Source organism: Mariniblastus fucicola (assembly GCF_008087665.1).
Classification (GTDB): Bacteria; Planctomycetota; Planctomycetia; order Pirellulales; family Pirellulaceae; genus Mariniblastus; species Mariniblastus fucicola.
In genome coordinates, this window is the sequence record NZ_CP042912.1 from 1647559 (window position 1) to 1671749 (window position 24191).

Genomic DNA, 24191 nt, shown 5'->3' on the forward strand with positions numbered 1-24191 from the left:
CAAATTCTTGGCCGGTTTCCTGTTTCACCAGCCGGATTGTCTTTTTTGACCCGAAATATCTGCACCTCGGGCGTTCTGCAGCCACGAAATCACGGTTTGGCATCTTCGCTAATTGAGGGGACTTTGGTAACCTTTTGGCTTCGAAATTTAACCATCTATGCCGTATCAGATCGGCGTTTTGACCGGTTTGGGATTTAGTTTTTGTGACCAAACAATTTGCAGCCATCGGGCCGATCTCCGTTCACCTTCCTGAAAAAGTGGAATCCAACGCGGTTCTGAAAGAAGACAATCCGCGATGGGACATGGACCTGATCGCCTCCAAGACAGGGATCCACAACCGACACATCGCGGCAGAAGATGAAACTTCTTCCGACCTTGGTGTTGCAGCCTGCGAAAAACTTTTTGCGGAACACGATATCGATCCAGCTTCGATCGACTTTCTGTTGTTCTGCACGCAGACGCCCGACTTTGCGTTGCCGACGACCGCTTGTCTGATGCAAAATCGACTGGGATTGCGCACCGACTGCGGAGCCCTCGATTTCAATCTTGGCTGCAGTGCCTATCCGTACGGGCTTTCGATCGCCGACGGACTGATTCAATCAGGCGTCGCGAAACGGATCCTGTTCGTGACGGCTGAAACGTACTCCAAATTCATCGACAAGAACGATCGCAGCATCCGCACGATCTTCGGCGATGCCGCAGCGGCGACCTTGATCGAGCCGCATTCTGAACCGTCGATCACTGGTTACAAATTTGGTACCGATGGCAGTGGCGCTCACATGTTGTGCGTGACTCCGGCCAGCCCCGGTGGATTTCGCAAAACGGATCAGGACTTTCAGCCACAACGAAAACGGCGCTGGAAAAGCGATTTGTACATGGACGGCCCGAACCTGATTAACTTTACGTTGTCAGAGATTCCGAAGTTGATTGAACAGATCCTGGCCAGTTCGGATTCGACGAAAGATGAACTCGATCAGTACCTCGTGCATCAGGCGACGTTCAAGATGCTGGACATGTTGCGACAACAGTTGGGGATCGACGAGTCACAGATTCCGATCGAGCTGGCTGATGTCGGAAACACGGTTTCGTCGACGCTTCCGATTCTGATCACTCAGCTTCGCGAGCAGAAACGACTGTCCAAAGACCGGAAGAACATCCTGATCGGATTCGGCGTCGGTCTGTCCTGGTCGGGCTGTGTCTGGAAAGACGTCCTGCAACCCGGTTAGGTCGTTTTTCTCAGCTACGTGCGAGTTCGAGAGGACTTCGCACGACTGGGACCATTTTAACGAATCGTATTCCCGTCCATTGATGGGCGGTCGGTCTTCCTTCGTGTCCGGTTCGGGCTACGATTGGAATCCTGTTATAGAAAAGAAGAGTCTTCAAACTCACAAATTAGCATGCGTGTACTTTCCGGAATTCAACCGACGGGCCGGCCTCACTGGGGCAACTGGTTTGGCGCCGTTCAACAATACATCGCGCTTCAAAACGAAGACGAGTCGTATTACTTTGTGGCGAACTTGCACGCGCTGACCACGATCCGCGACGGTGAACAGCTCTACCAAAACTCGCTCAACACGACGATGGACATGCTGGCTCTGGGGCTTGATCCTGAGAAAGCTGTTTTGTTCCTGCAGTCCGACGTGCCCGAGGTTTCCCAGTTGTGCTGGATCCTGATGTCGGGGACTCCGATGGGTTTGCTCGAGCGGTGCGTCTCGTACAAAGACAAAATTGCCAAGGGAATGCCCGTCGTCACCGGTCTGTTTACGTATCCGGTTCTGCAGGCCGCCGATATTCTTGCTTACGATTCGAACATTGTTCCTGTCGGCGAAGATCAAAAGCAGCACATTGAATTTTGTCGTGATGTTGCGAACGCGTTTAACCATCAGTACGGAGAAGTCTTCGTCGTGCCAGAACCTCGGATTCTCGATCAGAGCGCCAAGATTCCTGGAACGGATGGCGAGAAGATGTCCAAAAGCTACGGCAACTTTATCGAGGTCTTCGAGCCAGTTAAATCGATGAAGAAGAAAGTCATGCGAATCGATACGGATTCGCGGCCGATGGAAGATTCGAAGGAACCGGAAGGCGACCATCTGTTTCAGCTTTATTCTTTGTTTGCAGAACCGGACAAAGTCGAAGAGATGGCAGCGACCTATCGCCGCGGCGGATTTGGCTACGGCGACGTAAAGAAGGCGCTCGCCGAAGCGGCAGAGAACTACTTTGCAGAAGCCAGAGAGCGTCGGACTGAGTTGGAATCGGATCCGGACCGGATACGGGATATTCTGAACGAAGGTGCAAAGAAAGCTCGGGCCAAAGCGAGTGAAGTTTTGCGTCGAGCGCAAGACGCTTGTGGACTCAAGCCGCCAAGAAAATGAATAACGTCGTCGGAATTGGAACAGACATCATCGAGTGCTCGCGAATCGCGACCATGATCGAGAAGCATGATGCGCTGTTTCTGGAGCGAGTCTACACTTCCTGGGAAATCGAATATTGTTCGGGGCGCAAGTCGTCAATCCAGCACTACGCTGGTCGTTGGGCGGCCAAAGAAGCGATTTTGAAATCGATGGGAACTGGTTGGGCAAAAGGAATCGCCTGGACCGACATCGAGATTACCAACGCGATGGGCGGCAAGCCGTTGGTCAGTTTGCACAACGCAGCGAGGGAATGGTGCGACAAGCTTGGGATCTCCGAAGTGCTGATTAGTATCTCGCACTGCAACTCGCACGCGACGGCTTTTGCGACAGCTGTCGGGCCAAATCCGGCAAATAAAATTGGTGAGTGACGAGCGTCACGATCCGTGAAGTTTCAGAGCCAATCGGGATTGTGCTCGCAGGGGGCACGCCGATTCGTTTCTGATAATCTTGCGATCGATGAGACGAAAAGCCAGCCCAGGCACTGTTTGCCAAATTGATTTTCATGTCGTCAACTGGCCAATCATGAGCGACATGCCGCTCACATTTACCAAACAGTGCCTGGTTTCATTGCTGCTAAACTGGAGTTTCCTGACGCTGCTATTGTGTCTGTTTGCAATCTACTTTTCTGGATGATGGGATCTGACGATGTTTCGAATTGCACTGGTTTGTTTTTTGGCCACGTTCCTTGCCGGTCTGGGGTCGGTGTCGGCTCAGGACGTTAGCGAATACGAAAAAGCTGTTTCGAGTTCGATCGCTTCAGGAACGCAAATTCCACTTTGGGAAAACGGAGCTCCAGGATTCGAAGATCGCAAAGACGAAGCGGAAGAGGCTGACGAGTGGTGGGTCAAGAACATTCACAACCCATCGCTAACCGTTTTTCTGGCTCCAGAGGAAAAGCGAACCGGTGCAGCGGTTGTTATCTGTCCGGGAGGAGGCCATCGTTTGTTGGTTGCCGGTGCCGAAGGTAATGAAGCCGCGGAATACTTCAACTCGATCGGCGTCGATGCGTTCGTGCTCAAGTATCGGCTTGGCCGAGAGGAAAACTCGCCGTACAAGATTGACGTGCATGCGAAACAGGACGGGCAGCGTGCCATTCGCTGGGTCCGCCATTTTTCAGATAAATTGTCCATCGATCCAGAACGAGTCGGTATCGTTGGTTTCAGTGCAGGCGGCGAGGTCGTGTCGATGGTTTGCTACGGTAGCCACGAAGGCATCAAGGATTCAGCTGACGCGATTGATCATCCTGGTTGCAAGCCAAACTTTCAGGTGATGATTTATGCGGGGCCGCTGGGCATTCCGGAAACGATTCCTGCTGATGCTCCTCCGGCGTTTATTCTGGTTGCCAATGATGACGGTGCGGCCAAAGTCGCGATTGAGCTGGCGTTGAAACTTCGATCCGCCAAGGTGCCGATGGAGTTGCATGTTTACAATCAGGGTGGCCACGGGTTCAACATGGGGAACCGCACCAAGCTTAAATCGATCAGTACGTGGCGGCATCGGATGGGCGATTGGATCGCCGACAGCGGATGGTTGAAGCAATAGGCGTCCGCTACTTCACATCTTTGTCCTTACAAACAGTTTTGTAGAATTCGAGGATCTGTGGGTCAGCGCCGAGTAGATCCCGCTTTCTCAGCCATCGACGGCCGTAGGTAAAGAACCCAAAGAGCAGCAAAACGCCAATGCCGATCGTCGCCGCGATCATTTTTTGTTGCTTCAGCGGGATGTCTTCAATCAGCTTTGCCGCAGGAGTTTTTCCAGCGACAAACATCAGTTTTGCAAACAGGTACAACAGCAGCAGGCCGCCACCGACGGAGAGGTAGGCGGCGATCGACGCTTTGGCGTTGCTCTTCGAAACCGCACAGGTCGGATCCACTATCACGGCGGCTTTGAAGGCAACCGCCGCGTCTTTCTGTTTTCCCTGTCGCTGAAGCGAAACGCCGAGGTTATTTAAATCCTTGGCGTTGTTTGGGTTTAAAGAAAGTGCCTGACGAAATTGCTGTTCAGCCATCTTCGGCTGTCCGCTCTCCAGATAGCAAATCCCAAGCGACGAAAACGCATCATCGTTCATTGGGTCGAGTCGGATTGCTTCCTGGAATCGCTGAACAGCTTCTGGCGTGTTGCCGCACTGTAAGAACGTCCTTCCGGCTGCAATGTGCGAAAGACTGTCGTGCGGGGCAAGTTGAAGAAGTCTTTTTGCGACGCTCGTTGATTCTGTAAAATCCTCTCGCAGTCTCGTGACCAGAACCAAAATTCTTAGCAGCCACGCATTGTCTGGGTCTAGCCGAAGCCCTTCTCGGCAATGGGTTTCGGCTTGAGGAAGCTGATTCAATCCCAGGCAGGCTCTCGCCAAAGAAGCATAGAGCTCTGCAGCTTCGGGAGCAAAAGCGATTCCTTGGGCCGCCAGGCTCTGCGCAGTTTCGTATCGGCCGACGTCATTCGCTGCTTCGGCTTTTTCAAACAGCTCACCTGCGCGTTGTAGATCCATGGCTACGCCAGCAACATGCCTTTTTCATTGACGACAAACAGGTGCACAAAGTCCGCGACTTTCATATCGCCAAGCTGCTCAGCGTCAGCAAAGGCCGCGTGAATCTCCTTGATCTGATCGTTGTCGAACACACCAGGCAAACTGTTGTGAAACTTCTCCTTCAAAACAGGAATGCCCTCCTCGCGGCGAACCCGGTGGCCAATCGGATATGAGACCTCAACCCGATCGGTCGACGTTCCGTCTTTGAAATAAACCTGAATGCTGTTGCCGATGGCACGTTTCTCCAGGTCGTAGTACTCGTCGGTGAACGTCTTGTTTTCCTTGACGACCATCTTTTCACGCAGCGCATCGATCCGAGGATCTTTTGCCGTATCGTCAGCGTAGTGATGAGCCGTCAGTTCGCCAAAGATCAATCCAATCGCCACCATGTACTGAAGGCAATGGTCGCGGTCCGCGTAGTTGTCTAGCGGCCCGGTCTTGTCAATGATGCGAACTCCAGGTTCCTGCGTTTCCAATTCAACGCGTTCGATTTCCTCCAAACGATCGACGATATTCGGGTGCAACTCCATCGCGCATTCGACTGCGGTTTGAGCATGGAATTCGGCGGGGAAAGAAATCTTGAACAGGATGTTTTCCATCACATAGCTTCCCAGCGGCTTCGCGAGCGTGATCGGGTTCCCGCCAAACAGCACGTCGCTAAATCCCCAAACCGGAGCCGACAGTGCCGTTTCATATCCCATTTCGCCCGTGCCTGCGATCAACGCCAGGCGAACCGCGCGGCTGGTTGCGTCGCCGGCCGCCCAGCTTTTTCGCGATCCCGTATTCGGAGCATGGCGATAGGTGCGGAGGGCGCCTCCATCGATCCAGGCGTTGGAAATCGCGTTTGCAGTTTGCTCCTGCGTGTTGCCCAGCATCCAGCTTGCAACGGCGGTGCTGGCGATTCGAACTAGCAGCACATGGTCCAGCCCGACTCGATTGAAGGAGTTATCCAGTGCGAGGATTCCCTGAATTTCATGGGCTTTGATCATCGCGGTCAGGACGTCTTGAACAGAAGTCTCTTCCGCTTTGATGTGCGACTTCCAGTCTGCGACGGCAAGGATGGCCCCAAGGTTGTCTGACGGGTGTCCCCACTCGGCGGCCAGCCAGGTGTCGTTGAAGTCCAGCCAGCGAACCAGCGTACCGATGTCGAAAGCAGCTTTGACTGGATCGAGATTCAGGTTCGTGCCCGGCACACGGCAACCGGCTTCCATGTTGGCTCCCGGAACAACGGGCCCCAGCATTTTCAGGCAGGCCGGATGTTCCAACGCGAGGAAACCGCATCCAAGGCTGTCCATCAAACAGTGTCTGGCCGTTTCGTATGCGAGTTCGCTTTTGATTTCGAAGTTGTGAACGTAGTCAGCGATCTCGGAGATAAGCGAGTCCATGTGTGTGCCGTTGGAGGTGAAGTGTTTGAATGTAGAAACAAAAAAAGGGCGGAAACCAGTCCGCCCATCGCATCTTCAAAGTTATTGACTACAGTGCGCCCAATGCCGCACCGTAATCTGGCTCGTCCACGATTTCCGGAACCAGCTGAGTGTATTTGACTTTGCCTTCGCCATCGATGATCACGACCGCGCGACAAAGCAGACCTTTCAGTGGGCCGTCAACAATCGCCGCACCGTAGCTGTCGCCAAAGCCACTGCAGCGGAATGCAGACAGGTTGTCGATATGTTCCAGCGACTCAGCTTCGCAGAAACGCTTTTGAGCGAATGGCAGATCCATCGAAACGTTAACGATTACAGTGTCGCCGGCTTCACCCGCTTTGCCGTTGAACGTTTTCGCGCTCATCGCACACGTTCCCGTGTCCAGGCTGGGAACGATGTTCAGCACGACGTTCTTCCCAGCGTAGTCTGCGAGAGATTTTTCGCTGAGATCGCCTGCGACCAAAGTGAAGTCCGGGGCAGCGCTTCCGACTGCTGGCAACTCACCAGACGTGTTGCAGTCGTTGCCTTTGAGGGTAATTTTCGCCATCTATCTATAGTCCTGAATTTTGATTTTTAGTTTAGCTTGATCGTAAAAGTTATTCTTCGATGTTGACTTCGAGTCCACCGCCATCGATTGGGATGCTCTCACCACCGACGGTGATATCGAGCGATTCGATAGTCCAGTCCTCGGTCATCGGTTTTCCGTTGACGCTGATCTTCGCAGTTCCCGAACCATTCGGCCCAGAAACTGGCACGTCGTAGGTGATCGTCATCCGTTCACCATTTTGGTTGGATTGAACTCCGGTGTAACTGCCGACAGTAACCGGATCGCCAACGGCGTCGCCGACCGACGCAGAGCTTTCAATTTGAGCACGAGCCTCAAGGTAGGCAGGGTTGTTGTTGATCACTTTCAGGCCTTGATAGCCGAGAAAGGCGAACCCGCCAAAGCAGCAAAGTCCGAGGAGACCGAAGCAACCGACGCCGGCGAGAATCCACTTGAGCGCACCTCCAGATTTTTTTGGAGGAACGTGGCCCATGGGAGTATTTTGATTTGGATCGAAGCTCATATTTATTCTTTCAAAGTTAAAGGCGACTTACCGTCAACAGCCAGATTGTAGCAATCTCTACTGATCACGGTAGTTGGGACAGCTCGGCTGACAGAAGGGCCGTTTGCCGGCCGCCGTTTTGCCTTTCGATTATCCCAAACCGAAGATGAAACTCAGATTACGCCTACTTGCAGTTAGGCCGAGTTCTATAATACGGGATACCGGTAACCCATGCGTCAAGTTTCAATCTTGCACGGAACTTTCCGCTGACCGGGACCTGCAAAACGCCATTCATCGGAGGCCACAATGTCGCTTAATTTTTCCACCATTCCAGAAGCCGTCGATGCCATCGGGCGAGGTGAGGTGGTCATCGTGCTTGATGATGAACATCGCGAAAACGAAGGTGACTATATTTGTGCCGCGGAATTGGCGACGGCCGAGTCGATCAATCTTGTGATGAGCGGACGCGGAGACTTCTGCATGCCGATTTTGCCAGACGCCGCGAGGCGACTCAAGCTTACGCCGCTGGTCGACAACAACAATTCCAACAATCAGACCGCGTTTCTGACGCCGCTGGATCACGTTACGGCACGAACCGGAATTACAGCCGAAGAGCGAGCCCTGTGCGTCAAAGCAATCGCCGATCCGAATAGCAAGCCGGATGATTTTCAGCGTCCAGGCCATGTTCACCTGTTGATGGCCAAACAGGGAGGCGTGCTTCGTCGTGCCGGGCACACCGAAGCCGCTGTCGATCTCGCGAGAATGGCTGGCCTGAAACCGGCCGGTGTGCTTTGCGAAATTCTTGATGACGATGGCGAACGCGCCACGCGAGATCAGCTGTTGCAAATCGCCAAAGACAAGAATCTGAAAATCATCACAATTGAAGACCTGATCGCTTACCGACGTGTTAGCGAAAAACTGGTTTCGCAAATCGCGTCTGCGAACTTGCCGACAAAGTACGGAGACTTTCGCGTGATCGCCTACCGGGTCCAGTACGAAGCTCAGGAACCGGTTGCGTTGGTGATGGGTGATCCGGCGAACGGAAAACAGGCGCCGCTCGTTCGTATGCACAGCAGTTGCTTTACCGGCGACCTGTTGACGTCGCTGCGATGTGATTGCGGCGATCAGTTGCACATGGCGTTGTCGATGATTGCCCGCGAAGGCTATGGCGTGCTCGTGTATCTGCCGCAGGAAGGCCGCGGCATCGGACTTGCAGAGAAAATCAAAGCCTACAATCTGCAGGACCAGGGCTTGGATACCGTCGAAGCGAATCAGGCTCTGGGCCACAAGGCTGACAGTCGTGACTATGGCGTCGGGATTCAAATCCTGAAAGATCTTGGCATGTCGGAAGTCCGTTTGCTGACCAACAATCCGAAAAAGACAGAAGCCTTCAACCTTCGCGGATTCGATTTGAAAGTCGTCGATCAGGTTCCGATTTTGCCTCCGGTCAACGAGCACAACGAAAAGTATCTTGCGACCAAACGTGACAAGATGGGTCACGATCTGCCGATCGACTAACGTTGGCGTTGCACGAAAACGAGGACACAGCCTTGAACACGAGTTCTGCAACGATCGAAGTCAATCGGCTTGAGTCGTTGCGCGAAAACCTCGATGGACCGCTCGAGTTTGATTCGCTAACCCGCAAACTTTATTCGACCGACGCGTCGGTTTATCAGCAAGTCCCGCTGGCGGTTGCCTTTCCCAAATCGAAACGTGACCTGCGGACACTGATTGAGTTCGCCCAACGCAACCGCACCAGTCTGATTCCTCGCACGGCGGGAACGTCGCTGGCCGGGCAAGTTGTTGGCCGCGGCATTGTTGTCGACTTGGGCAAGCACCTGAATCAAATTGGTGAGATTGACGTTGCCAACAAAACGGTCGTCGTCGAACCCGGAGTTGTTCGAGACGAATTGAATCTGGAACTGGCAAACCATGATTTGCTTTTCGGCCCCGAGACATCGACGTCAAATCGCGCGATGATCGGCGGAATGCTGGGCAACAATTCGTGTGGTTCAAACTCCATCGTGTATGGAACGACCCGCGATCAAACGATTGAAGTTTCAGGATTCCTTAGCGACGGTTCCGAAGCGACATTCGGTCCGCTTACAAAATCCGAGTTTCAGCATAAGTGTGAGCTGGGGACGCTTGAAGGGGAAATCTATCGCTACGTCCAAGGCATGCTTGGTGCCGAAGCAAACCGGCGGCTTATTCAACAACACTTTCCAAAGCCATCGATTCATCGACGCAACACGGGCTATGCTCTCGACGCGTTGATGGACAGCGAAGTCTTCGCTGCTGATTCGGACCAGCGGTTTAACTTTTGCAAATTGTTGGCCGGTTCGGAAGGCACGTTGTTCCTCGCGACTTCGATCAAACTTCAGCTTCACGAATTTCCGCCAGCAGAAAACGCGTTGCTATGCGTGCACTTCGACACGGTCGACGAAGCGCTGCGGGCAAATGTGATTGCCATGAAGTTTTCGCTGTTCGCATCAGAGCTGATCGATCAGTTGGTCCTGCAGGGGGCGGCCAGAAATATTGCTCAACGTGAAAACCTGCAATTTGTTGAAGGCCAACCCGGAGCAATCCTGGTGCTTTCGCTGCGCGGTGAAACGATGGCGGATGTTGAAACGCAAGCCGCTGCAATCAAGCGGGAGTTAACCCAGGCGGGGCTTGGATATGCGTTTCCAGTTCTCTCCGGGCGGGAAATTAATCGCATCTGGGATTTGCGTAAAGCCGGTTTGGGCGTCGTGGGAAATGTTCCTGGGGACGACAAACCGGTCGCAGTCATCGAAGACACCGCGGTCGCGATCGAGGACTTGCCAGACTACATTCGGGACGTCGATCAGTTGTTGCTCGAACGACACGATTGCGAATGCGTGCATTATGCTCATGCCGGTAGCGGAGAGATTCATCTGCGACCTGTGCTGAATTTGAAAACTGATAGTGACGTCAAAAAGTTCCGCGACATTGCGACCGATGTTGCCGCGCTAGTCCGAAAGTACAACGGATCGCTTAGCGGTGAACACGGCGACGGTCGATTGCGAAGTGAATTTATCGAATCGATGATCGGGAGCGAGTGCTATGCTCTGCTGCGACGCGTGAAGCAGGTTTTTGACCCGTCTGGCATTCTCAATCCGGGCAAAATTGTCGACCCTGTTCCGATGGACGCGGCTTTACGCTACGCCGGGTTGTCGCAGACCCAATCGATTGAAACCGTGCTCGATTTCGAGAGCACGCTCGGACTGCAAAGAGCGGCCGAAATGTGCACTGGTTCCGGCGACTGTCGCAAATCTGCCAAGATTGGCGGCACGATGTGCCCCAGTTTTATGGCCACTGGAAACGAACGAGACACGACACGGGCTCGGGCGAATATTGTTCGACACGTCCTGACGGAATCAAGCGAGTTAGCCAACGACGAAATTCGCGACGCGATGGATTTGTGTCTGGCGTGCAAAGGCTGTAAGGGCGAGTGTCCTTCGAACGTCGACGTTGGAAAAATCAAGGCCGAGTTTCAACAGGCCTGGCATGACAAGCATGGGATTCCGTTGCGGACCAGGTTTGTGGCTGGGGTTGATCGGCTGAATCGAATGGGATCGATCGTTCCGTGGCTGGCGAACTTCACGACGAAAAACTTCGCGACGGGTTGGTTGCTGAGGAAAGTGATCGGTGTGGCTTCTGGTAGAAGCTTGCCAGAATTTTCACGCGTTGGACTTCGGCGTTGGTTTCGAAATCATGTTCCACACTCAAACGCCGGTCGCAACGGCAAGGTGCTGTTCTTCTGCGATGAGTTCACCAGCTTGACCGAGTCCCATGTGGGAATTGCTGCGATCGAAGTGCTGGAACGACTTGGCTGGGCTGTCGAAATTCCAAACCATCTTGAAAGCGGTCGTGCATCGCTATCGAAAGGTTTGCTGCGGCGTGCGAGAGACATTGCGGCTAACAACGTAAAGCAACTGTCAGCGGTTGTCAGTGAGCAAACTCCCTTGATCAGCGTTGAGCCGTCGGCGATTCTCAGTTTTCGAGACGAGTACGTTGACCTGTTGCGAGGCGAAGAAAAGGAAACGGCAAAGCGGTTGGCAGAAAACTGTCTGACCTTCGAAGAGTTCATTGCGCGGCAGGTCGAAAATGGAAACGTTTCCGCCGAAAGTTTTTCCGATGAACCGAAGACGGTGCGGCTTCACGGGCATTGCCACGAGAAAGCTCTAATTGGCTTGGTCCCCGCCCTGCGAACCTTGCAGGTTCCAGAGAACTATCAAGTCCGGTTGATTGCGTCCGGCTGTTGCGGAATGGCCGGTTCGTTTGGCTACGAAGCAGAGCACTTCGATGTTTCGATGCAGATTGGGGAGCTGGTTCTTTTTCCGACCGTTAGGAATGAGCCTGTTGATAACACGATCGCAGCGACCGGAACGAGTTGCCGCCATCAAATCAAAGACGGCACGGAGCGGGTTGCGCTTCATCCCGCAGAGATCTTGCGTCAAGCAATGATTGATTGAACTCGGAACGATGCGGCTCGCGTCGCGGCAAACTTATGGTTTCCACTGCCGGATCATCGCTTTTTGTGGGCCTGAATCACTGCTGGTATCCACAGTGAAACTTTAGCGGTCGTAGCGGATCTTCCGCTCAATCCCGTCCGACGCGTTGTGCCGAATGTCGTGCTCGATCCGGTCAAAATCGTGCTGACGTTTCTTCCTGTCGATACCAATAACCGATCGTTCCGAATGTTCTGGCTTGGCCTGTCGCTATGCGATTTCGATGTACTCTGATCCTCATTCCGGCTGCACTGCTTGCGGTCGCTGCTGCAGGGTGCATTTCGGGCAATCAGAAAGTCGTATTGAAACAGCAGCTTTCGCCGCTCGCGGAACAGATGACTCGCGCCAGCACTTCACAAAGCGGCCCGATTGCCGACATCGATAGTCGAACCCTGCAGTCAACTTCGGTAACAGAATTCATGGCGCGACCGCGAACTGCCGAATCTGAGTTGCCGAGTGAATGGCTCAGGCTGACGCTTGACGAAGCGATTTCGCTTTCGCTGCAGAACACGACGGTGCTAAGAAGCCTCAACGCGAACGTCACCCGTTCGCCTCAAACGGTAGCAACCTCTTTGGATCCGGCGATCCAAAGTTCTGATCCAAATTTTGGAGTTCAGGCCGCTCTGGCGCAGTTCGATTCGAACCTGACCGCAGCACTCAATCATTCCAACAACGACGACGTTTTCAACAACTCCATCCTCGGTGGTGGAGCCACGGAAGTCGTTCAGGATCTCACGCAAGCTACGTTTGGCGTCAATCGAACGGCCTGGTCCGGGACTCAGTTCGCTGTCGATGCAAACGTGACTTATGACAACAACGACAACGTCTCGAGCACATTTCCGTCATCATATTCGACGTTCTGGCAAGCTCAGGTTCGACAGCCACTTCTGCAGGGTCGCGGCTATGCTTTCAATCGGATTGCGGGGCCGAATGCGAGAACCGGATTCCTCGGCACGTCCGGTTTTCTGGTCAGCCGAATCAATAGCGATATCTCCGTCGACGAATTCGAGAAAGGCGTCATCTCTCACATCGACGAAGTGATCAACGCCTACTGGGATTTATATTTCTCCATCCGAAACTTCGAAGCGATTAAATCTGCTCGAAACAGTTCACTGGAAACATGGAACTCGGTCAAAGCCAGATTCGACAACGATTTGCCGGGTGGCGAAGCCGACGCGGAAGCTCAAGCGCGGGAACAGTATTTTCAGTTCGAAGAACGAATGTTTGCGGCGCTCAACGGCAATACTCGCTCGGGGAGCGTCGGCGTTTACCAGGCCGAGGCCGATTTGCGTCGGCTGATTGGTATGCCTCAATCGGATGAGCGGCTGGTCTGGCCGCAGGACGAACCGTCACCCGTTGAGACGGTTTTCGATTGGGGAGCATTGTCAAGCAATGCGATTGTAAGTCGTGTCGAAGTTCGCCAGCAGGCACGACGAGTGCGGCAGCGTGAGCTCGAACTGCTCGCCTCGAAAAATTTTCTACTGCCGCGACTCGATGCCGTGGCTACATTTCGGAACAATGGATTTGGAGACCAGCTGACCGGTGATGGCCCAACTCGCTTCGTCAGTGCTTACGAAGATCTGGTTTCCGGTGATCACAACGAATGGGAGTTCGGCGTTCAGTTGGACATGCCGGTTGGGTTCCGTCAGGCAAATGCGGGAGTGCGAAACAGTCAGCTTGAGCTAATGCGTGAGCGGGCCGTGTTGTCGGAAACGCGTCAGCAAATTTTGCACGAGCTTGGATCTTCACTGCGGCAAACGAGTCAATCATGGAAATCGGCTCAGCTAAACTTCAACCGAATGAAAGCGACCGAGGACGCGTGGGAGTCTCGTCTGGCGGCGTACGAAGCGGGGAACGTTTCGGTCGATCGTCTGTTGGAGGCGGTGCAACGCCGCGCCGATGCGTCCAGCGAATTCGAAAGAGCGCAAGCAAACTTTCAAATCGCCAACGCAGCCATCAAACGTGACTCAGGATCGCTGCTACAGGAATTCGGTATCGTTGTCGATCACGCCGGCGCCAGCTGCGATTCGCCGGTTCGTGTCTCATCGGCTGGATTCGTCGTTCCACAATAAACCAGCCTGCATGGTCCAAGGCCGTAGCAAAAAATTCTGCGAAGCGACAAAAAGGAGTGCGAAGCCCACGCATTCATCATCCAGCATGCAAACGCGAATCGGATTCGAACAGGTCTGAACAGCTACCCACCCATCCCGGTGCGTAGGCAAGACATACAAACCGTCGCCCTGCGAAATAACCGGACTCGGCATGAGTTCCGCACTCCAAAGTTTTGATCGTTGGCCAAGACGCCAAACTTAAGTCGCCGTTCTCAGACGCTGCAGCTCGTTTTCCGACCTACGCGCGAACGAGAACTGGTTGCTGCTAGTTTTCGCTAACGACTTCGCCGCCGTTGCGTGTCGACAACGCAGTCCAAACGTCGGCTGAAATACTATCGCTAAAGAACTTCACGCTGCCGTCGGCTCGTCCCGCAGTCACTCCGCCCGGGTGATAACTTCGCGACGTCACGGCCGCATAGGTGGACGCGGTTGTGCTTTTGCCTTCCTGCTGGTTAGTCCAGTCGATGTCGTATTCTTCTCCCGTGCTTGGTGCATACGGGACAGTCGTGTTGGGAGCAAACGTCGCGGTGAACGAAGTCTGATGAGTTCGGCCATCAACCCATTCAGTGTGTCCGGAATTGGTTTTGAAATCGCCCCCCATGGATGCGATGTCGAAAGGGTCAACGGGCTTGGTAAGTTCACCTGCAATCGATGCGTTTCGGAAGTACGGGGTGTAAGCTTTGACTTCGCCGTAGAACAAAGTGTTGCTTGTTCCATCGGTGAATGAGCTGATTGGAAGCTCCTTAAATGTCGTCATTGCTCCAGGCCCGGTTTTTCGAGTCGCCGGATCGAAAACAAACCAGTCACCCGCGTTGGCCGCGTAGTTCAGCGGGTAGTGATATGGCTCACCCGCGCTGTCGACACGAAGCTCGTCTTTGACTTCGCTGGGGCACAGGTAAACTGCGACACGTGCCGTGGCCAGTCGCTGTTCGACTCCCCCGAGATTCACCGAAGCGTTTTCGGCTGCGTTGTAGCTGAGCGTGAAATCAATTTCACTGTAGAGATTGGCTTGTTCGATGAATGGCAAAATCTGAGCCTGCACTGACCAGCCGTCGACGTTACCTGTGTCCGGATCACCAGCAGCAGCCCAAGTCGCGGGGAATGCCATGTGAGCTGATTCATAATTGAGAGTCGCAAGCCCCATCTGTCGAACGTTGTTCGCGCAGGAAATTCGCCTAGCTGCTTCGCGAACAGATTGGACTGCTGGCAGCAACATGCCAATCAGGATTCCGATGATCGCGATGACCACAAGCAATTCAACCAGCGTAAAACCAATGCGACGATGGTAGCAAACAGCAGGCGTGCGTGAAGTTTCGGCGCAAGTGTTTGCGCAATGATTTCTATAAACCATGAAGGGCTCCTCAAAAGAATGGAATGCCCACAATTGATCCGATTGGAATCAGTTGTGGCTTTCCGAGCGTGGCTGGCTGAGGAGAAAGGCGAGACCTGTCAAACCGGTGGCTTGCTGCGTCGTCGGAAAAAACGTACAGTTAAGACAGGTCATATGTTACTTGCCTAAATCAGCTCTAACAACCGTGACTGCCGCGATTATCCAAATTCACTCAGTGATGCCTGATGCCAAACGATCCGCAAAACGAACCCCAATCTGATGCCCTGCCGGAGCATGATTTTGGTGGAAAGTCCGCAGGCAGTATGGCGGATCGAATGCCAAAGATTATCCCATTCGAACAACTGGCTCGTTGTGGCGAAGAGATCTGGATCGAATGCGGTGGCCAAATTTATCGGCTCAGACGTACCCGGCAGGGTAAGTTAATTTTGACCAAGTAGCTGTCATTTCCGTGGCCAGGCGAGCTAAACGCCCCATGAGGCCGGATTCTTCCGCATTCCCGCGACAATGCGTTCTGCCGTGATTCGGACGCTGAACAGTTCCAATTTGGCGAAACTGAGAGCTCAATTTGGAGTTTACAATGGTGTGCAACTATTGTGTCCAACGGAAGAGCCGTATGAAAATCTCAAGTAGCTCAATGATTTGTCTGACTGTCGCCCTCGCGATTGTCGCTCTGCCTGACTTTTCGTTCGCTCAGGAAAAGAAACGTGAACGGCGGTCATTCGATGTCGAGAAGTTTTTGACGCGTCTGGACACGAACAAAAATGGAAAGGTCGACCCTGACGAGATCAAAGACGAGCGAACTCGTGGCTTTCTGAAAAGAGCCGGAGTCGACCCGAACAAGCCGGTCAGTATCAAGAACTTTTCCAAGCAAGTGGATAAGCGTCGAAACGAAAGGGCAAATCCACGCCCCGGCCAGCAGTCCATGGGGTTCGCCGTCGGTGGTGACGAACGCGAGCAGGAGTCCGGTGACAGTCTTCGTTTCGTCGTAACCGATGAAGAACGCGAACCGATTGAAACAGCCCGGACACGAAAGTTCAGTGAAGGGGCCAAGAAAATGTTGGACTGGGTGCTGAAAAGCTATGACAAGGACAAGGACGGCAAGATTGGTCCAAAGGAAATCAAGGCGGGGCGATGGTCGGATCCGCCGGCTCACGTGAGTGACACCAACAAAGACGGTTCGCTTAGCCGAATGGAACTGCTGGTTCGCTACGAGGCTCGCGAAGAGGCAAAGACGAAGAGGAGCAGTGAACGTAGCTCGCGACGTACGACGTCGTCAACTCGCGATCGCGGTCGCGGTCGTGACCGTGGTCGGGAGCGTGAAACACGCAGCCGTCGAGATACAGCTCCCAAAACAACTTCAAAAGGAACCGCCAAAACGACCTCCAGCACCACTGGTAGCCGCGACGTCCGAAAAGGGTACGAATCCTATGTCGATGGGTTGTTCAAGACTTACGACAAGGACAAAAACGGCAAGCTTGATAAGAAGGAAATCGAAGGCATGCGACGCAAGCCTGATATGAAAGCTGACACTGATGGCGACAAGGTGATTTCGAAAACTGAGCTAATTGATTCGTACCTCGAAAAAGCGGGACAGGGCCGAAGTAAGCAGGAGAGTTCGAAACGTTCGGGCAGCAGCCGGTCGTCCGGCAGGACTTCGTCTTCTGCTTTGGGCAGCGGATCGCCAAACGCACGACCGCCGTTGACTGACAAAGACGCCAATCAGAACGGTCAGATCGAAATGGCTGAGTTTGCCGAAACGTGGACGTTGAAAGAAGTCGAAGCATTCTACGCGAAGGACAAAAACAAAGACGGGGTGATCACTGCCAGTGAATGGAATGGCGACAAGTAACGACCGGCGACCGCCTGTCGTCAGCGTTCCTCTCGGTGAACGATCCGGCATGTCTTTCGGCGGCTGCCGTTCCGCGCATCGCGAAACGGTTCCTGCCGCGACAAACTTGAGTGAGCTGGATATCGAGGTATTTCATTGCACCAGGCCACGCGTTTCGCAATCGCCTGCGGATCAATTCGTCTACTCGTGATTCAGGCCCGCGCAATTTCGTAGATTGCGATTTTAAGTTACGGCTTGGAATGTGGCCTGCAGCCTCTATCGTACCGGTTCGACAGCCGGCTGCCCGGTTGAGTTGACTGTGGTTTGGGCCCAGGCAACGCCCGCGGATCAACATTCCGATGGCCATTTAACCGTCACCTTTCCGCGAGTGCCATCTCGCCGAAAAGGATCGCTTGCAGGTGAAACACCGGATTCCGCAAGACGCGGCTTTATGCTTTGTCCGAAATAGCTCTCTGTGGCGACGACCAGAACAGACTGGGATATTTCCACCCTCCGATCGAGGACTAATCCAAGCCTCTAGATCGGCCTCCCCGAACCCGGGCGTGTAGAAAGACCTGCCCACCCGGAGTCTATGAATCGGCACGACGTGTAGATGAGGGAGCGATGGTGCTCTACTGGCAGGTTGATTCACTCCGACATCACATCGTGTCTGCCGTTCGATCGTTGATGCAAACCTGCCGACAGCGCAAAAGAAAGGCGAGCACCAATCGGTACTCGCCTCAAAATGAGTCATGGATTCGGTGAATCCTATTCTTCTAGCAAACCTGTGAAGTTCCGCATCACGAGGTGGCTGTCGATCTTTTGAACCAGGTCGAACGCGACGCTTACTGCAATCAGCAATCCTGTGCCTCCGTAGAAACTGGCGACCATGTAGTCAACGCTCAAAGTTTGCGTGATGATCGTCGGAACAATCGCGATCAAAGAAAGGAAGCCAGCACCGACGTACGTGATACGCTCGAGAACTTTCTCAAGATAGTCTTCCGTTCGACGCCCTGGACGATAGCCAGGAATGAACGTTCCGCTGTCTTTCAGGTTGTCGGAAATCTCTTTTGGGTTGAACGTGATCGCTGTCCAGAAGTAGCAGAAGAAGTAAATCATTCCGATGTAAACGAGCACGTATAGCATCGAAGAATAATCCCCCAACGCATTCCCGACATTGGTGACGAAACGGGATACGGTTCCTGTTCCCATCCAGCTTCCAGCACCACTGAGCAAAACCGGTGGCAACATCAGCAACGACTGAGCGAAAATGATCGGCATGACGCCAGCCTGATTGATTCGCAGTGGCATGTACTGACGGGTTCCGCCGTAAACTTTGCGACCGCGAACGTGTTTGGCACTTTGTGTCGGGATTCGCCGCTGGGCGAGCGTGATAAAGACCACGCCGGCGACGACGGCTACGAAGATGATGACCAGCAGAATGATCTTCTCCAGTCCGATCTTGCCGCCATAGTTCAAACCTTCCAGACGCATCGTTGCGTTTCCGATCAAGCCGAACAGTGCACCAGGCATTTGGGCCACGATACCGGCCATGATCAGCAAACTGATTCCGTTGCCGATTCCATATTCGTCGATCTGCTCACCAAGCCACATCAGGAAGATACTTCCGCCGGTCATGATCAGGACAGCATTGGCTTGCCATAGCAAGGACAACGTGCCGTTGCCTCCGGGTTGAAACTCTTCCGCGATCAGGTCGGGCTCTCCTCTCATCAGCATGAACTTCAGATAGAGGAAACTTTGAAGCAGGCAGAGCACCAGCGTCAGATAACGTGTGTACTCGGTGATTTTCTTTCGTCCGGCTTCACCTTCCTTCTTCAGGTCTTCAAGCGGTTTGTAAACCGTTCCCAGCAGCTGAAGGATAATCGATGCCGAAATGTACGGCATGATTCCAAGGCCGAAAATCGTCGCTTGCGTCAGCTGGGAAGCACTGAAGACAGAGACCTTTTCCAGAAACTGTCCCATCGATCCGCTGGCCATACTTTTGGCGAATTCCGAGATCTGAGCCTGATCGATGATTGGCAATGGAATCTGCCAACCAATCCGGTAAACGGCCAACAGCAGAATCGTCAGCAAGACCTTACGGCGAAGGTCAGGGATAGTGAAAATCGTACGAAGCTTTTCAAGCATGGTTTTGCCTTGTGTTTCGTGGCGTGCGATTAACCGACACCGACACGAAAGAGATTGGATTCTTCAACGCGACAATTGTCCACGTTTTGCAGGGATCCTTCAATATGAATTGGCCCAGTTCGCAGTCTTTCGAAGCTCAAAAGAGCATGTATCTCGTGGAGTTGGTTGGTCCAGCAAGGTTCGCAGTGGAACCAAAAAAATACGCTCCGGATTCATGCCTGACAGGCGAACACGGAGCGATGTACTGGTCATCGAAGTCCGAAAACTTCAACATTCCGAAAACTTCAACATTCCAAATTGCTTCCAATCCGGTAACCGGGCTTAAGCCTTTTTGGCCGAACCCATTTTGTTCTTGATGACTGGTTTTGCAGTTTCGAGAACCACGCAAGTTCCGCCAGCCTTTTCGATGGCTTCCTTGGCCGACTTGCTGAAGCGATGAGCCGAAACGGTCAGCTTCTTGGTCAGTTCGCCTTTACCAAGCACTTTGAGTTCGTCGTAGCGATAGTTCGCAAGCGCTTTCTCTTTGAGCGTGGCAGGTGTGACCTCAGAGCCAGCGTCGAAGTTCTTCTCAAGATCACCCAAGTTGACTTCACCAACGCGCTGAGCCCACTTGTTGTTGAAGCCACGCTTGGCAACACGACGAATCATCGGCATGGCACCACCCTGAAAAGTCGGGTGTTGCGAATGGCCGGAGCGCGAACGCTGTCCTTTGTGACCGCGACCGGATGTTTTACCCAGCCCGGATCCTGTACCACGACCAAGACGCTTGCGCTTCTTGAACTTCGTGATGCCTTCGTTTACTTCGTGAATTCTCACAGTTCCACTCCTCGAAGACGTGCAACGTCTTCTTTGGTTCGGACGCTTTGCAGAGCGTCAATCGTTGCCTTAACCAGAGTGACAGGATTGTTGCTGCCGAAACTCTTGGTCAGGATGTTCTTTACACCGGCTGCTTCGCATACTGCGCGAACTGCAGAACCGGCGATAATACCGGTACCGGGACCGGCTGGAAGCAGGACCACGCGGGCAGCTCCGTAACGGCCATCGACACGATGCGGGATCGCGCCTTCGACCATCGGGATCTTGACCATGGTTCGCATGGCTTGCTTGTTGGCTTTCTCGACCGAAGGTTGAACTTCGTTCGCCTTGCCGTAGCCCCAGCCAACTTTGCCTTTACCGTCACCACAAACGACCATCGCTGCAAAGCTGAATCGGCGACCACCTTTTACAACTGCAGCACAGCGCTTGATCTTGACCGTGCGCTCAATGATGCCCGGGTTTTTTTCTTTTCTGTCGTCTCGTTGCTTCTTCGCCACGATTATCCTCGATCTCTAAAATTCAACGCCACCATCGCGAACGGCCTTTGCCAGTTCAGCGATGCGACCATGAAACTTGTATGGGCCACGATCAAATTTGACTGTCTTGACGCCTGCAGCAACGACTTTCGCTGCCATGGCTTCGCCAATCAATTTCGCCGCGTCGCAATTGCCACCGTTGCCGATTTTCGCAGCAAGATCACTATCGCGTGTACTGGCCGAGCAAAGCGTTTTGCCAAGATCATCATCGATCAACTGGCAGTAAATGTGCTTGTTCGTTCGGTGTACCGAAAGCCGCGGGCGATCCGCAGTACCACGGATGTTTTTACGCACCCGGTTGGTTCGTCGCCAACGCGTTTTGTTAATTGTTTTTTGGTGTTTCACCGGATCGTCTCGCTTATTCTCTGCATCATGTTGCAACCGCGAAAGTTGCAAATGATGACGCCGAAAAAATGTTCGTTGTAACAGTCGATTTGCCAGCCCAACTTTGGGCTAATTCGACTACTGCTTCGCCGCCTTACCAGGTTTAATCTTCACATGCTCTCCAAGGTATCGGATGCCTTTACCTTTGTAAGGTTCCGGCTTTCTAAGTGCCCGAACCTCAGCGGCAAATTGGCCAACCTTCTGCTTGTCGCAGCCCTTGACCTTGATGTGGGTCTGGTCAGGACAGGTCACGTCCAGTCCGACAGGAATCTTCTTCTTCAGTTCGTTTGCCAAACCAACACGCAGCGAAAGTGTATCCCCCTGAAGATTGCAAACGTAACCAACGCCCTGCAGTTCAAGGTTCTTCTCATAGCCTTCTTTGACACCGATGATCATGTTGTTCAACAGTGCCCGCGTCAGCCCGTGCATGGCTTTGGCAATTCGATCGTCGCCCTTGCGAGAAACGATCGCTTCTTTTGATTCTTCTTTGACGGTAACGTCAACTTCTGGACGCAGTTGGATATCAAGTTTTCCAACCGGGCCTTCGACGTTCAACTGGCGACCGGCAACGGAAACCTTGACGCCATCAGCGATAGGGACCGGTTTATTACCAATTCGTGACATGATTAGTTACTTTCGACGCGTTGTTGTATGTTTCGTTGATTAACGGATCTAATAGCAGTGGGCTACCAGATCTCGCAAAGCACTTCGCCGCCAACTTTTTGTTGACGTGCTTCGCGGTCGCTCATCATGCCCTTCGAAGTACTCAGGATCGATATGCCCATTCCATTGAGGATTGGACGCAGATCTTTTGACTTCGAGTAGACGCGGCAACCAGGTTTGCTGACTCGCTTGATTTTGCGAATCACCTTTTCACCAGCGTTTCCGTATTTCAGATCAATGTGAAGTGATCCAACGGGTTGAGCTTCTTCAGCTTTCCAGTCCCAGATGAAACCTTCTCGCTTGAGTACTTCTGCTACACCGATTTTTGCTTTTGAGATAGGCATCTCAACCGACGGCCGTTCAACGCTTACAGCGTTGCGGATGCGTGTCAGCATATCGGCAATGGGGTCAGTCATCATGATGATTGTTCCTTATTCACTACCAACTGGACTTGCGGACACCCGGAATCTGGCCCTTTTCGGCCAGACTTCGGAAACAGATACGACAGATACCGAACTTTCGGTAAACCGCGCGGGGACGGCCACATAGTTGGCAGCGCCGTTCCTGACGAACGGGATATTTGGGTTTTCGATTCGCTTTTGCGATTTTCGATTTTCTTGCCACAAGACAACCTATTAATAATGCTTAGTGTTTTTTGCCGGACTACAAACTAGGCTTTCGCCGTCTGGTCCTTGAAAGGCATCCCGAACTGACGCAACAGTTCCCGTCCTTCGTCATCAGTTTCAGCCGTGGTCACAAACACGATGTTCATGCCCTGGCTACGGGTGAATTTGTCAGGATTGAGCTCGGGGAAAACTCCGTACTCGTTCAATCCCAGACTGTAGTTTCCTCGACCGTCGAAAGCCTTGAAGCTAACACCGCGAAAGTCACGCACACGAGGCAGGACCAACGCAAAGAGTCGATCCATAAACTCGTACATGCGATCGCCGCGAAGCGTCACCTTACAACCGATAGACTGGCCTTCGCGGAGGCGAAAGTTCGCAATCGATTTGCGTGCCTTGGTGATAACCGGTTTTTGACCAGCGATCAGTCCAAGAGCTTCCACAGCATCAGCGAGGTGCTTTTTATCTTGCACTGCTTCGCCAACACCCATGTTGATAACGATCTTCTCCATCTTTGGCTGAGCAAGGACGTTTTTGCGCCCAATCTTCTCAGGCAATGCCGGAAGAATTTCGTCTCGGTATTTTTGTTTAAGTCGCGGAATCATTTGTTTGTTTTCCCTGGTGATTATGGTCGCGAGTAGACCAAAATTATTCAGTGGATGGTTGTTTTGTTTGCGTGTCTGGTTTGATTGTCTGCGACGCGTGAAAGGCGTCACGTAAACTAAATCACTTCGTTGGCCAAGCTGACAATCTTCATGAAGTTCTTCTCTCGAAGTTCACGAGCAACTGCACCGAAGATACGAGTTCCGCGAGGGTTCTTGTCGTTGTCAATCAAAACTGCGGCGTTCGAGTCGAATCGAATGTACGATCCGTCCTGTCGACGAGTTTCTTTCTTGGTGCGAACGATGACAGCCTTGACGATCGACTTTTTCTTCACGTCGCTACCGGGAATCACGCTCTTCACACTGCAGACAATAATGTCACCAAGGCCAGCAACGCGGCGGCGCGAACCCCCGAGTACCTTGATGCACATGATCTCACGGGCTCCCGTGTTATCAGCTACCTGCAATCTTGTTTCTTGTTGAATCATTTTTGTTCTTCACTATCGACTGAGGAGCAATGGCTCCAACTTCCGACTCACTCGCTTGCGCTTCGTGCTTGTATTGTTTATGAAGCGCCTTCGGCACTCTCTGTTTCGAGTTCCTTCTGCTTACGAGCAGCACGCATTGCCACCACGTCAACTTCACGACTCTTTTCGATCACTTTGACCAGATTCCAACGCTTCTTCTTCGACGTCGGAGCCGATTCGATGATCTGGACGGTATCGCCCTCATTGGATTCGTTGTTCTCATCGTGCACATAGCAAGTCGTGCGATCGCGATAGTATTTTCCGTACTTCGGATGCTTGACAGTACGCGGAATTTCCACGACCCGTGTCTTTGACATTTTGTCGCTCTTCACGCGACCGATGACTACTCGTTTTGGCATTTTGTCTTACCTGATTCCAGTTTGCTCGTTGCAGTGGATGCTACGCTTCGGCTTCCGCCTGAGTTTCTACTTGTGGCTCAGCTTTCGCTGCAGCATTTCTACGCTCCGACTGAACGGTCTTGATTCGTGCAACCAGTTTTCGGTTCCGCGACAACTCCGAAGGTTGGTCCAGACGATCTGTCTGAGCTTTCACCTTCAAACGAAACAGCTGTTGGTAGCACTCTTTGAGAGTGGCTTCCATCTGCTCTTCGTCCATGTCCCGAATGTCGTTCATGCTGACCATGACTTAGTCTCTTGAAAATTGGTCGT

The 24191-nt window shown here is 52.9% G+C and carries 25 protein-coding genes; 9 read left to right on the top strand and 16 right to left on the bottom strand.

The window, feature by feature from the left end:
- The first annotated feature begins 203 nt into the window (after positions 1–203).
- From MFFC18_RS05985 to MFFC18_RS06000, 4 genes are all read left to right on the top strand, one after another.
- Positions 204–1226 (top strand): ketoacyl-ACP synthase III, encoded by a 1023-nt coding sequence (locus MFFC18_RS05985; protein ID WP_238381254.1) that lies wholly within the window; start codon positions 204–206, stop codon positions 1224–1226.
- Positions 1227–1397: 171 nt separating this feature from the next.
- Complete coding sequence (trpS, locus tag MFFC18_RS05990; protein ID WP_075084416.1) at positions 1398–2372, top strand: tryptophan--tRNA ligase; 975 nt, start codon at positions 1398–1400, stop codon at positions 2370–2372.
- Positions 2369–2779 (top strand): holo-ACP synthase, encoded by a 411-nt coding sequence (gene acpS / locus MFFC18_RS05995; RefSeq protein ID WP_075084415.1) that lies wholly within the window; start codon positions 2369–2371, stop codon positions 2777–2779. Before trpS ends, acpS begins: the two co-directional genes overlap by 4 nt.
- 277 nt (positions 2780–3056) lie before the next feature.
- Positions 3057–3953 (top strand): alpha/beta hydrolase, encoded by an 897-nt coding sequence (locus MFFC18_RS06000; RefSeq protein WP_084417096.1) that lies wholly within the window; start codon positions 3057–3059, stop codon positions 3951–3953.
- A gap of 7 nt (positions 3954–3960) precedes the next feature.
- On the opposite strand, the gene MFFC18_RS06005 is transcribed toward MFFC18_RS06000, so the two are convergent.
- The 4 genes from MFFC18_RS06005 to MFFC18_RS06020 all read right to left on the bottom strand — a co-directional run bounded on the left by MFFC18_RS06005 (position 3961) and on the right by MFFC18_RS06020 (position 7396).
- Complete coding sequence (locus MFFC18_RS06005; protein ID WP_075084414.1) at positions 3961–4896, bottom strand: tetratricopeptide repeat protein; 936 nt, start codon at positions 4894–4896, stop codon at positions 3961–3963.
- A 2-nt stretch (positions 4897–4898) separates the two neighbouring features.
- Positions 4899–6320 carry a bifunctional 2-methylcitrate dehydratase/aconitate hydratase gene (locus tag MFFC18_RS06010; RefSeq protein ID WP_075084413.1) on the bottom strand — a complete coding sequence of 474 codons (1422 nt, stop codon included), beginning with the start codon at positions 6318–6320 and terminating at the stop codon, positions 4899–4901.
- 88 nt (positions 6321–6408) lie between these two features.
- On the bottom strand, positions 6409–6906 hold the full coding sequence (gene tpx / locus MFFC18_RS06015; RefSeq protein WP_075084412.1) for a thiol peroxidase: 498 nt from the start codon (positions 6904–6906) through the stop codon (positions 6409–6411).
- 49 nt (positions 6907–6955) lie between these two features.
- A complete protein-coding gene (locus MFFC18_RS06020) occupies positions 6956–7396 on the bottom strand; it encodes a Coa1/Tim21 domain-containing protein (RefSeq protein ID WP_157665139.1) in 441 nt (146 codons plus the stop codon).
- Positions 7397–7711: 315 nt separating this feature from the next.
- Between MFFC18_RS06020 and MFFC18_RS06025 the strand changes: the two genes are divergently transcribed.
- From MFFC18_RS06025 to MFFC18_RS06035, 3 genes are all read left to right on the top strand, one after another.
- On the top strand, positions 7712–8923 hold the full coding sequence (locus MFFC18_RS06025) for a bifunctional 3,4-dihydroxy-2-butanone-4-phosphate synthase/GTP cyclohydrolase II (RefSeq protein ID WP_075084410.1): 1212 nt from the start codon (positions 7712–7714) through the stop codon (positions 8921–8923).
- 32 nt (positions 8924–8955) lie between these two features.
- Positions 8956–11898, top strand: a complete 2943-nt coding sequence (locus tag MFFC18_RS06030) for an FAD-binding and (Fe-S)-binding domain-containing protein (RefSeq protein ID WP_075084430.1) — start codon at positions 8956–8958, stop codon at positions 11896–11898.
- 248 nt (positions 11899–12146) lie between these two features.
- Positions 12147–14006 (top strand): TolC family protein, encoded by a 1860-nt coding sequence (locus MFFC18_RS06035; protein ID WP_075084409.1) that lies wholly within the window; start codon positions 12147–12149, stop codon positions 14004–14006.
- Positions 14007–14310: 304 nt separating this feature from the next.
- On the opposite strand, the gene MFFC18_RS06040 is transcribed toward MFFC18_RS06035, so the two are convergent.
- Entirely contained in the window at positions 14311–15396 is a 1086-nt protein-coding gene (locus MFFC18_RS06040; RefSeq protein WP_075084408.1) for a DUF1559 domain-containing protein, read from the bottom strand.
- Positions 15397–15620: 224 nt separating this feature from the next.
- Here MFFC18_RS06040 and hemP point away from each other — a divergent pair, with 224 nt between their 5' ends.
- Together hemP and MFFC18_RS06050 are read left to right on the top strand one after the other, a co-directional pair.
- A complete protein-coding gene (gene hemP / locus MFFC18_RS24820; RefSeq protein WP_168211074.1) occupies positions 15621–15833 on the top strand; it encodes a hemin uptake protein HemP in 213 nt (70 codons plus the stop codon).
- Positions 15834–16030: 197 nt separating this feature from the next.
- Positions 16031–17245 carry a hypothetical protein gene (locus tag MFFC18_RS06050; RefSeq protein WP_075084407.1) on the top strand — a complete coding sequence of 405 codons (1215 nt, stop codon included), beginning with the start codon at positions 16031–16033 and terminating at the stop codon, positions 17243–17245.
- A 747-nt stretch (positions 17246–17992) separates the two neighbouring features.
- Here the strand turns inward: MFFC18_RS06050 and secY are convergent.
- The 11 genes from secY to rpmC form a co-directional block, all read right to left on the bottom strand.
- Positions 17993–19372, bottom strand: a complete 1380-nt coding sequence (secY, locus tag MFFC18_RS06055) for a preprotein translocase subunit SecY (RefSeq protein ID WP_075084405.1) — start codon at positions 19370–19372, stop codon at positions 17993–17995.
- Positions 19373–19693: 321 nt separating this feature from the next.
- The gene (rplO, locus tag MFFC18_RS06060; protein WP_075084403.1) at positions 19694–20188 is read right to left on the bottom strand and encodes a 50S ribosomal protein L15; all 495 of its coding nucleotides are present in this window, start codon (positions 20186–20188) and stop codon (positions 19694–19696) included.
- On the bottom strand, positions 20185–20685 hold the full coding sequence (gene rpsE, locus MFFC18_RS06065; RefSeq protein ID WP_075084402.1) for a 30S ribosomal protein S5: 501 nt from the start codon (positions 20683–20685) through the stop codon (positions 20185–20187). Before rpsE ends, rplO begins: the two co-directional genes overlap by 4 nt.
- 15 nt (positions 20686–20700) lie before the next feature.
- Positions 20701–21069 (bottom strand): 50S ribosomal protein L18, encoded by a 369-nt coding sequence (gene rplR, locus MFFC18_RS06070; RefSeq protein WP_075084428.1) that lies wholly within the window; start codon positions 21067–21069, stop codon positions 20701–20703.
- A 117-nt stretch (positions 21070–21186) separates the two neighbouring features.
- Positions 21187–21732 (bottom strand): 50S ribosomal protein L6, encoded by a 546-nt coding sequence (gene rplF, locus MFFC18_RS06075; protein ID WP_075084401.1) that lies wholly within the window; start codon positions 21730–21732, stop codon positions 21187–21189.
- A gap of 62 nt (positions 21733–21794) precedes the next feature.
- Positions 21795–22190 carry a 30S ribosomal protein S8 gene (gene rpsH / locus MFFC18_RS06080; RefSeq protein WP_075084400.1) on the bottom strand — a complete coding sequence of 132 codons (396 nt, stop codon included), beginning with the start codon at positions 22188–22190 and terminating at the stop codon, positions 21795–21797.
- A 19-nt stretch (positions 22191–22209) separates the two neighbouring features.
- A complete protein-coding gene (locus MFFC18_RS06085; RefSeq protein ID WP_075084399.1) occupies positions 22210–22395 on the bottom strand; it encodes a type Z 30S ribosomal protein S14 in 186 nt (61 codons plus the stop codon).
- Positions 22396–22441: 46 nt separating this feature from the next.
- Positions 22442–22999, bottom strand: a complete 558-nt coding sequence (gene rplE, locus MFFC18_RS06090) for a 50S ribosomal protein L5 (protein ID WP_075084398.1) — start codon at positions 22997–22999, stop codon at positions 22442–22444.
- 116 nt (positions 23000–23115) lie between these two features.
- Positions 23116–23484: a 50S ribosomal protein L14 gene (gene rplN / locus MFFC18_RS06095; protein WP_075084397.1), complete on the bottom strand. Its 369-nt coding sequence runs from the start codon at positions 23482–23484 to the stop codon at positions 23116–23118.
- 77 nt (positions 23485–23561) lie between these two features.
- Positions 23562–23882: a 30S ribosomal protein S17 gene (gene rpsQ, locus MFFC18_RS06100; RefSeq protein WP_075084396.1), complete on the bottom strand. Its 321-nt coding sequence runs from the start codon at positions 23880–23882 to the stop codon at positions 23562–23564.
- Between the two features lie 40 nt (positions 23883–23922).
- Positions 23923–24165: a 50S ribosomal protein L29 gene (rpmC, locus tag MFFC18_RS06105; RefSeq protein WP_075084395.1), complete on the bottom strand. Its 243-nt coding sequence runs from the start codon at positions 24163–24165 to the stop codon at positions 23923–23925.
- Positions 24166–24191 lie beyond the last annotated feature (26 nt).

Coding starts and splice junctions, on each gene's coding strand:
- trpS (WP_075084416.1), top strand. CDS start 1,398: ATGCGTGTACTTTCCGGAATTCAACCGACGGGCCGGCCTCACTGGGGC.
- acpS (WP_075084415.1), top strand. CDS start 2,369: ATGAATAACGTCGTCGGAATTGGAACAGACATCATCGAGTGCTCGCGA.
- MFFC18_RS06000 (WP_084417096.1), top strand. CDS start 3,057: ATGTTTCGAATTGCACTGGTTTGTTTTTTGGCCACGTTCCTTGCCGGT.
- MFFC18_RS06005 (WP_075084414.1), bottom strand. CDS start 4,896: ATGGATCTACAACGCGCAGGTGAGCTGTTTGAAAAAGCCGAAGCAGCG.
- MFFC18_RS06010 (WP_075084413.1), bottom strand. CDS start 6,320: ATGGACTCGCTTATCTCCGAGATCGCTGACTACGTTCACAACTTCGAA.
- tpx (WP_075084412.1), bottom strand. CDS start 6,906: ATGGCGAAAATTACCCTCAAAGGCAACGACTGCAACACGTCTGGTGAG.
- MFFC18_RS06020 (WP_157665139.1), bottom strand. CDS start 7,396: ATGGGCCACGTTCCTCCAAAAAAATCTGGAGGTGCGCTCAAGTGGATT.
- MFFC18_RS06025 (WP_075084410.1), top strand. CDS start 7,712: ATGTCGCTTAATTTTTCCACCATTCCAGAAGCCGTCGATGCCATCGGG.
- MFFC18_RS06035 (WP_075084409.1), top strand. CDS start 12,147: ATGCGATTTCGATGTACTCTGATCCTCATTCCGGCTGCACTGCTTGCG.
- MFFC18_RS06040 (WP_075084408.1), bottom strand. CDS start 15,396: ATGGTTTATAGAAATCATTGCGCAAACACTTGCGCCGAAACTTCACGC.
- hemP (WP_168211074.1), top strand. CDS start 15,621: ATGCCAAACGATCCGCAAAACGAACCCCAATCTGATGCCCTGCCGGAG.
- MFFC18_RS06050 (WP_075084407.1), top strand. CDS start 16,031: ATGATTTGTCTGACTGTCGCCCTCGCGATTGTCGCTCTGCCTGACTTT.
- secY (WP_075084405.1), bottom strand. CDS start 19,372: ATGCTTGAAAAGCTTCGTACGATTTTCACTATCCCTGACCTTCGCCGT.
- rplF (WP_075084401.1), bottom strand. CDS start 21,732: ATGTCACGAATTGGTAATAAACCGGTCCCTATCGCTGATGGCGTCAAG.
- rpsH (WP_075084400.1), bottom strand. CDS start 22,190: ATGATGACTGACCCCATTGCCGATATGCTGACACGCATCCGCAACGCT.
- rplE (WP_075084398.1), bottom strand. CDS start 22,999: ATGATTCCGCGACTTAAACAAAAATACCGAGACGAAATTCTTCCGGCA.
- rplN (WP_075084397.1), bottom strand. CDS start 23,484: ATGATTCAACAAGAAACAAGATTGCAGGTAGCTGATAACACGGGAGCC.
- rpsQ (WP_075084396.1), bottom strand. CDS start 23,882: ATGCCAAAACGAGTAGTCATCGGTCGCGTGAAGAGCGACAAAATGTCA.
- rpmC (WP_075084395.1), bottom strand. CDS start 24,165: ATGGTCAGCATGAACGACATTCGGGACATGGACGAAGAGCAGATGGAA.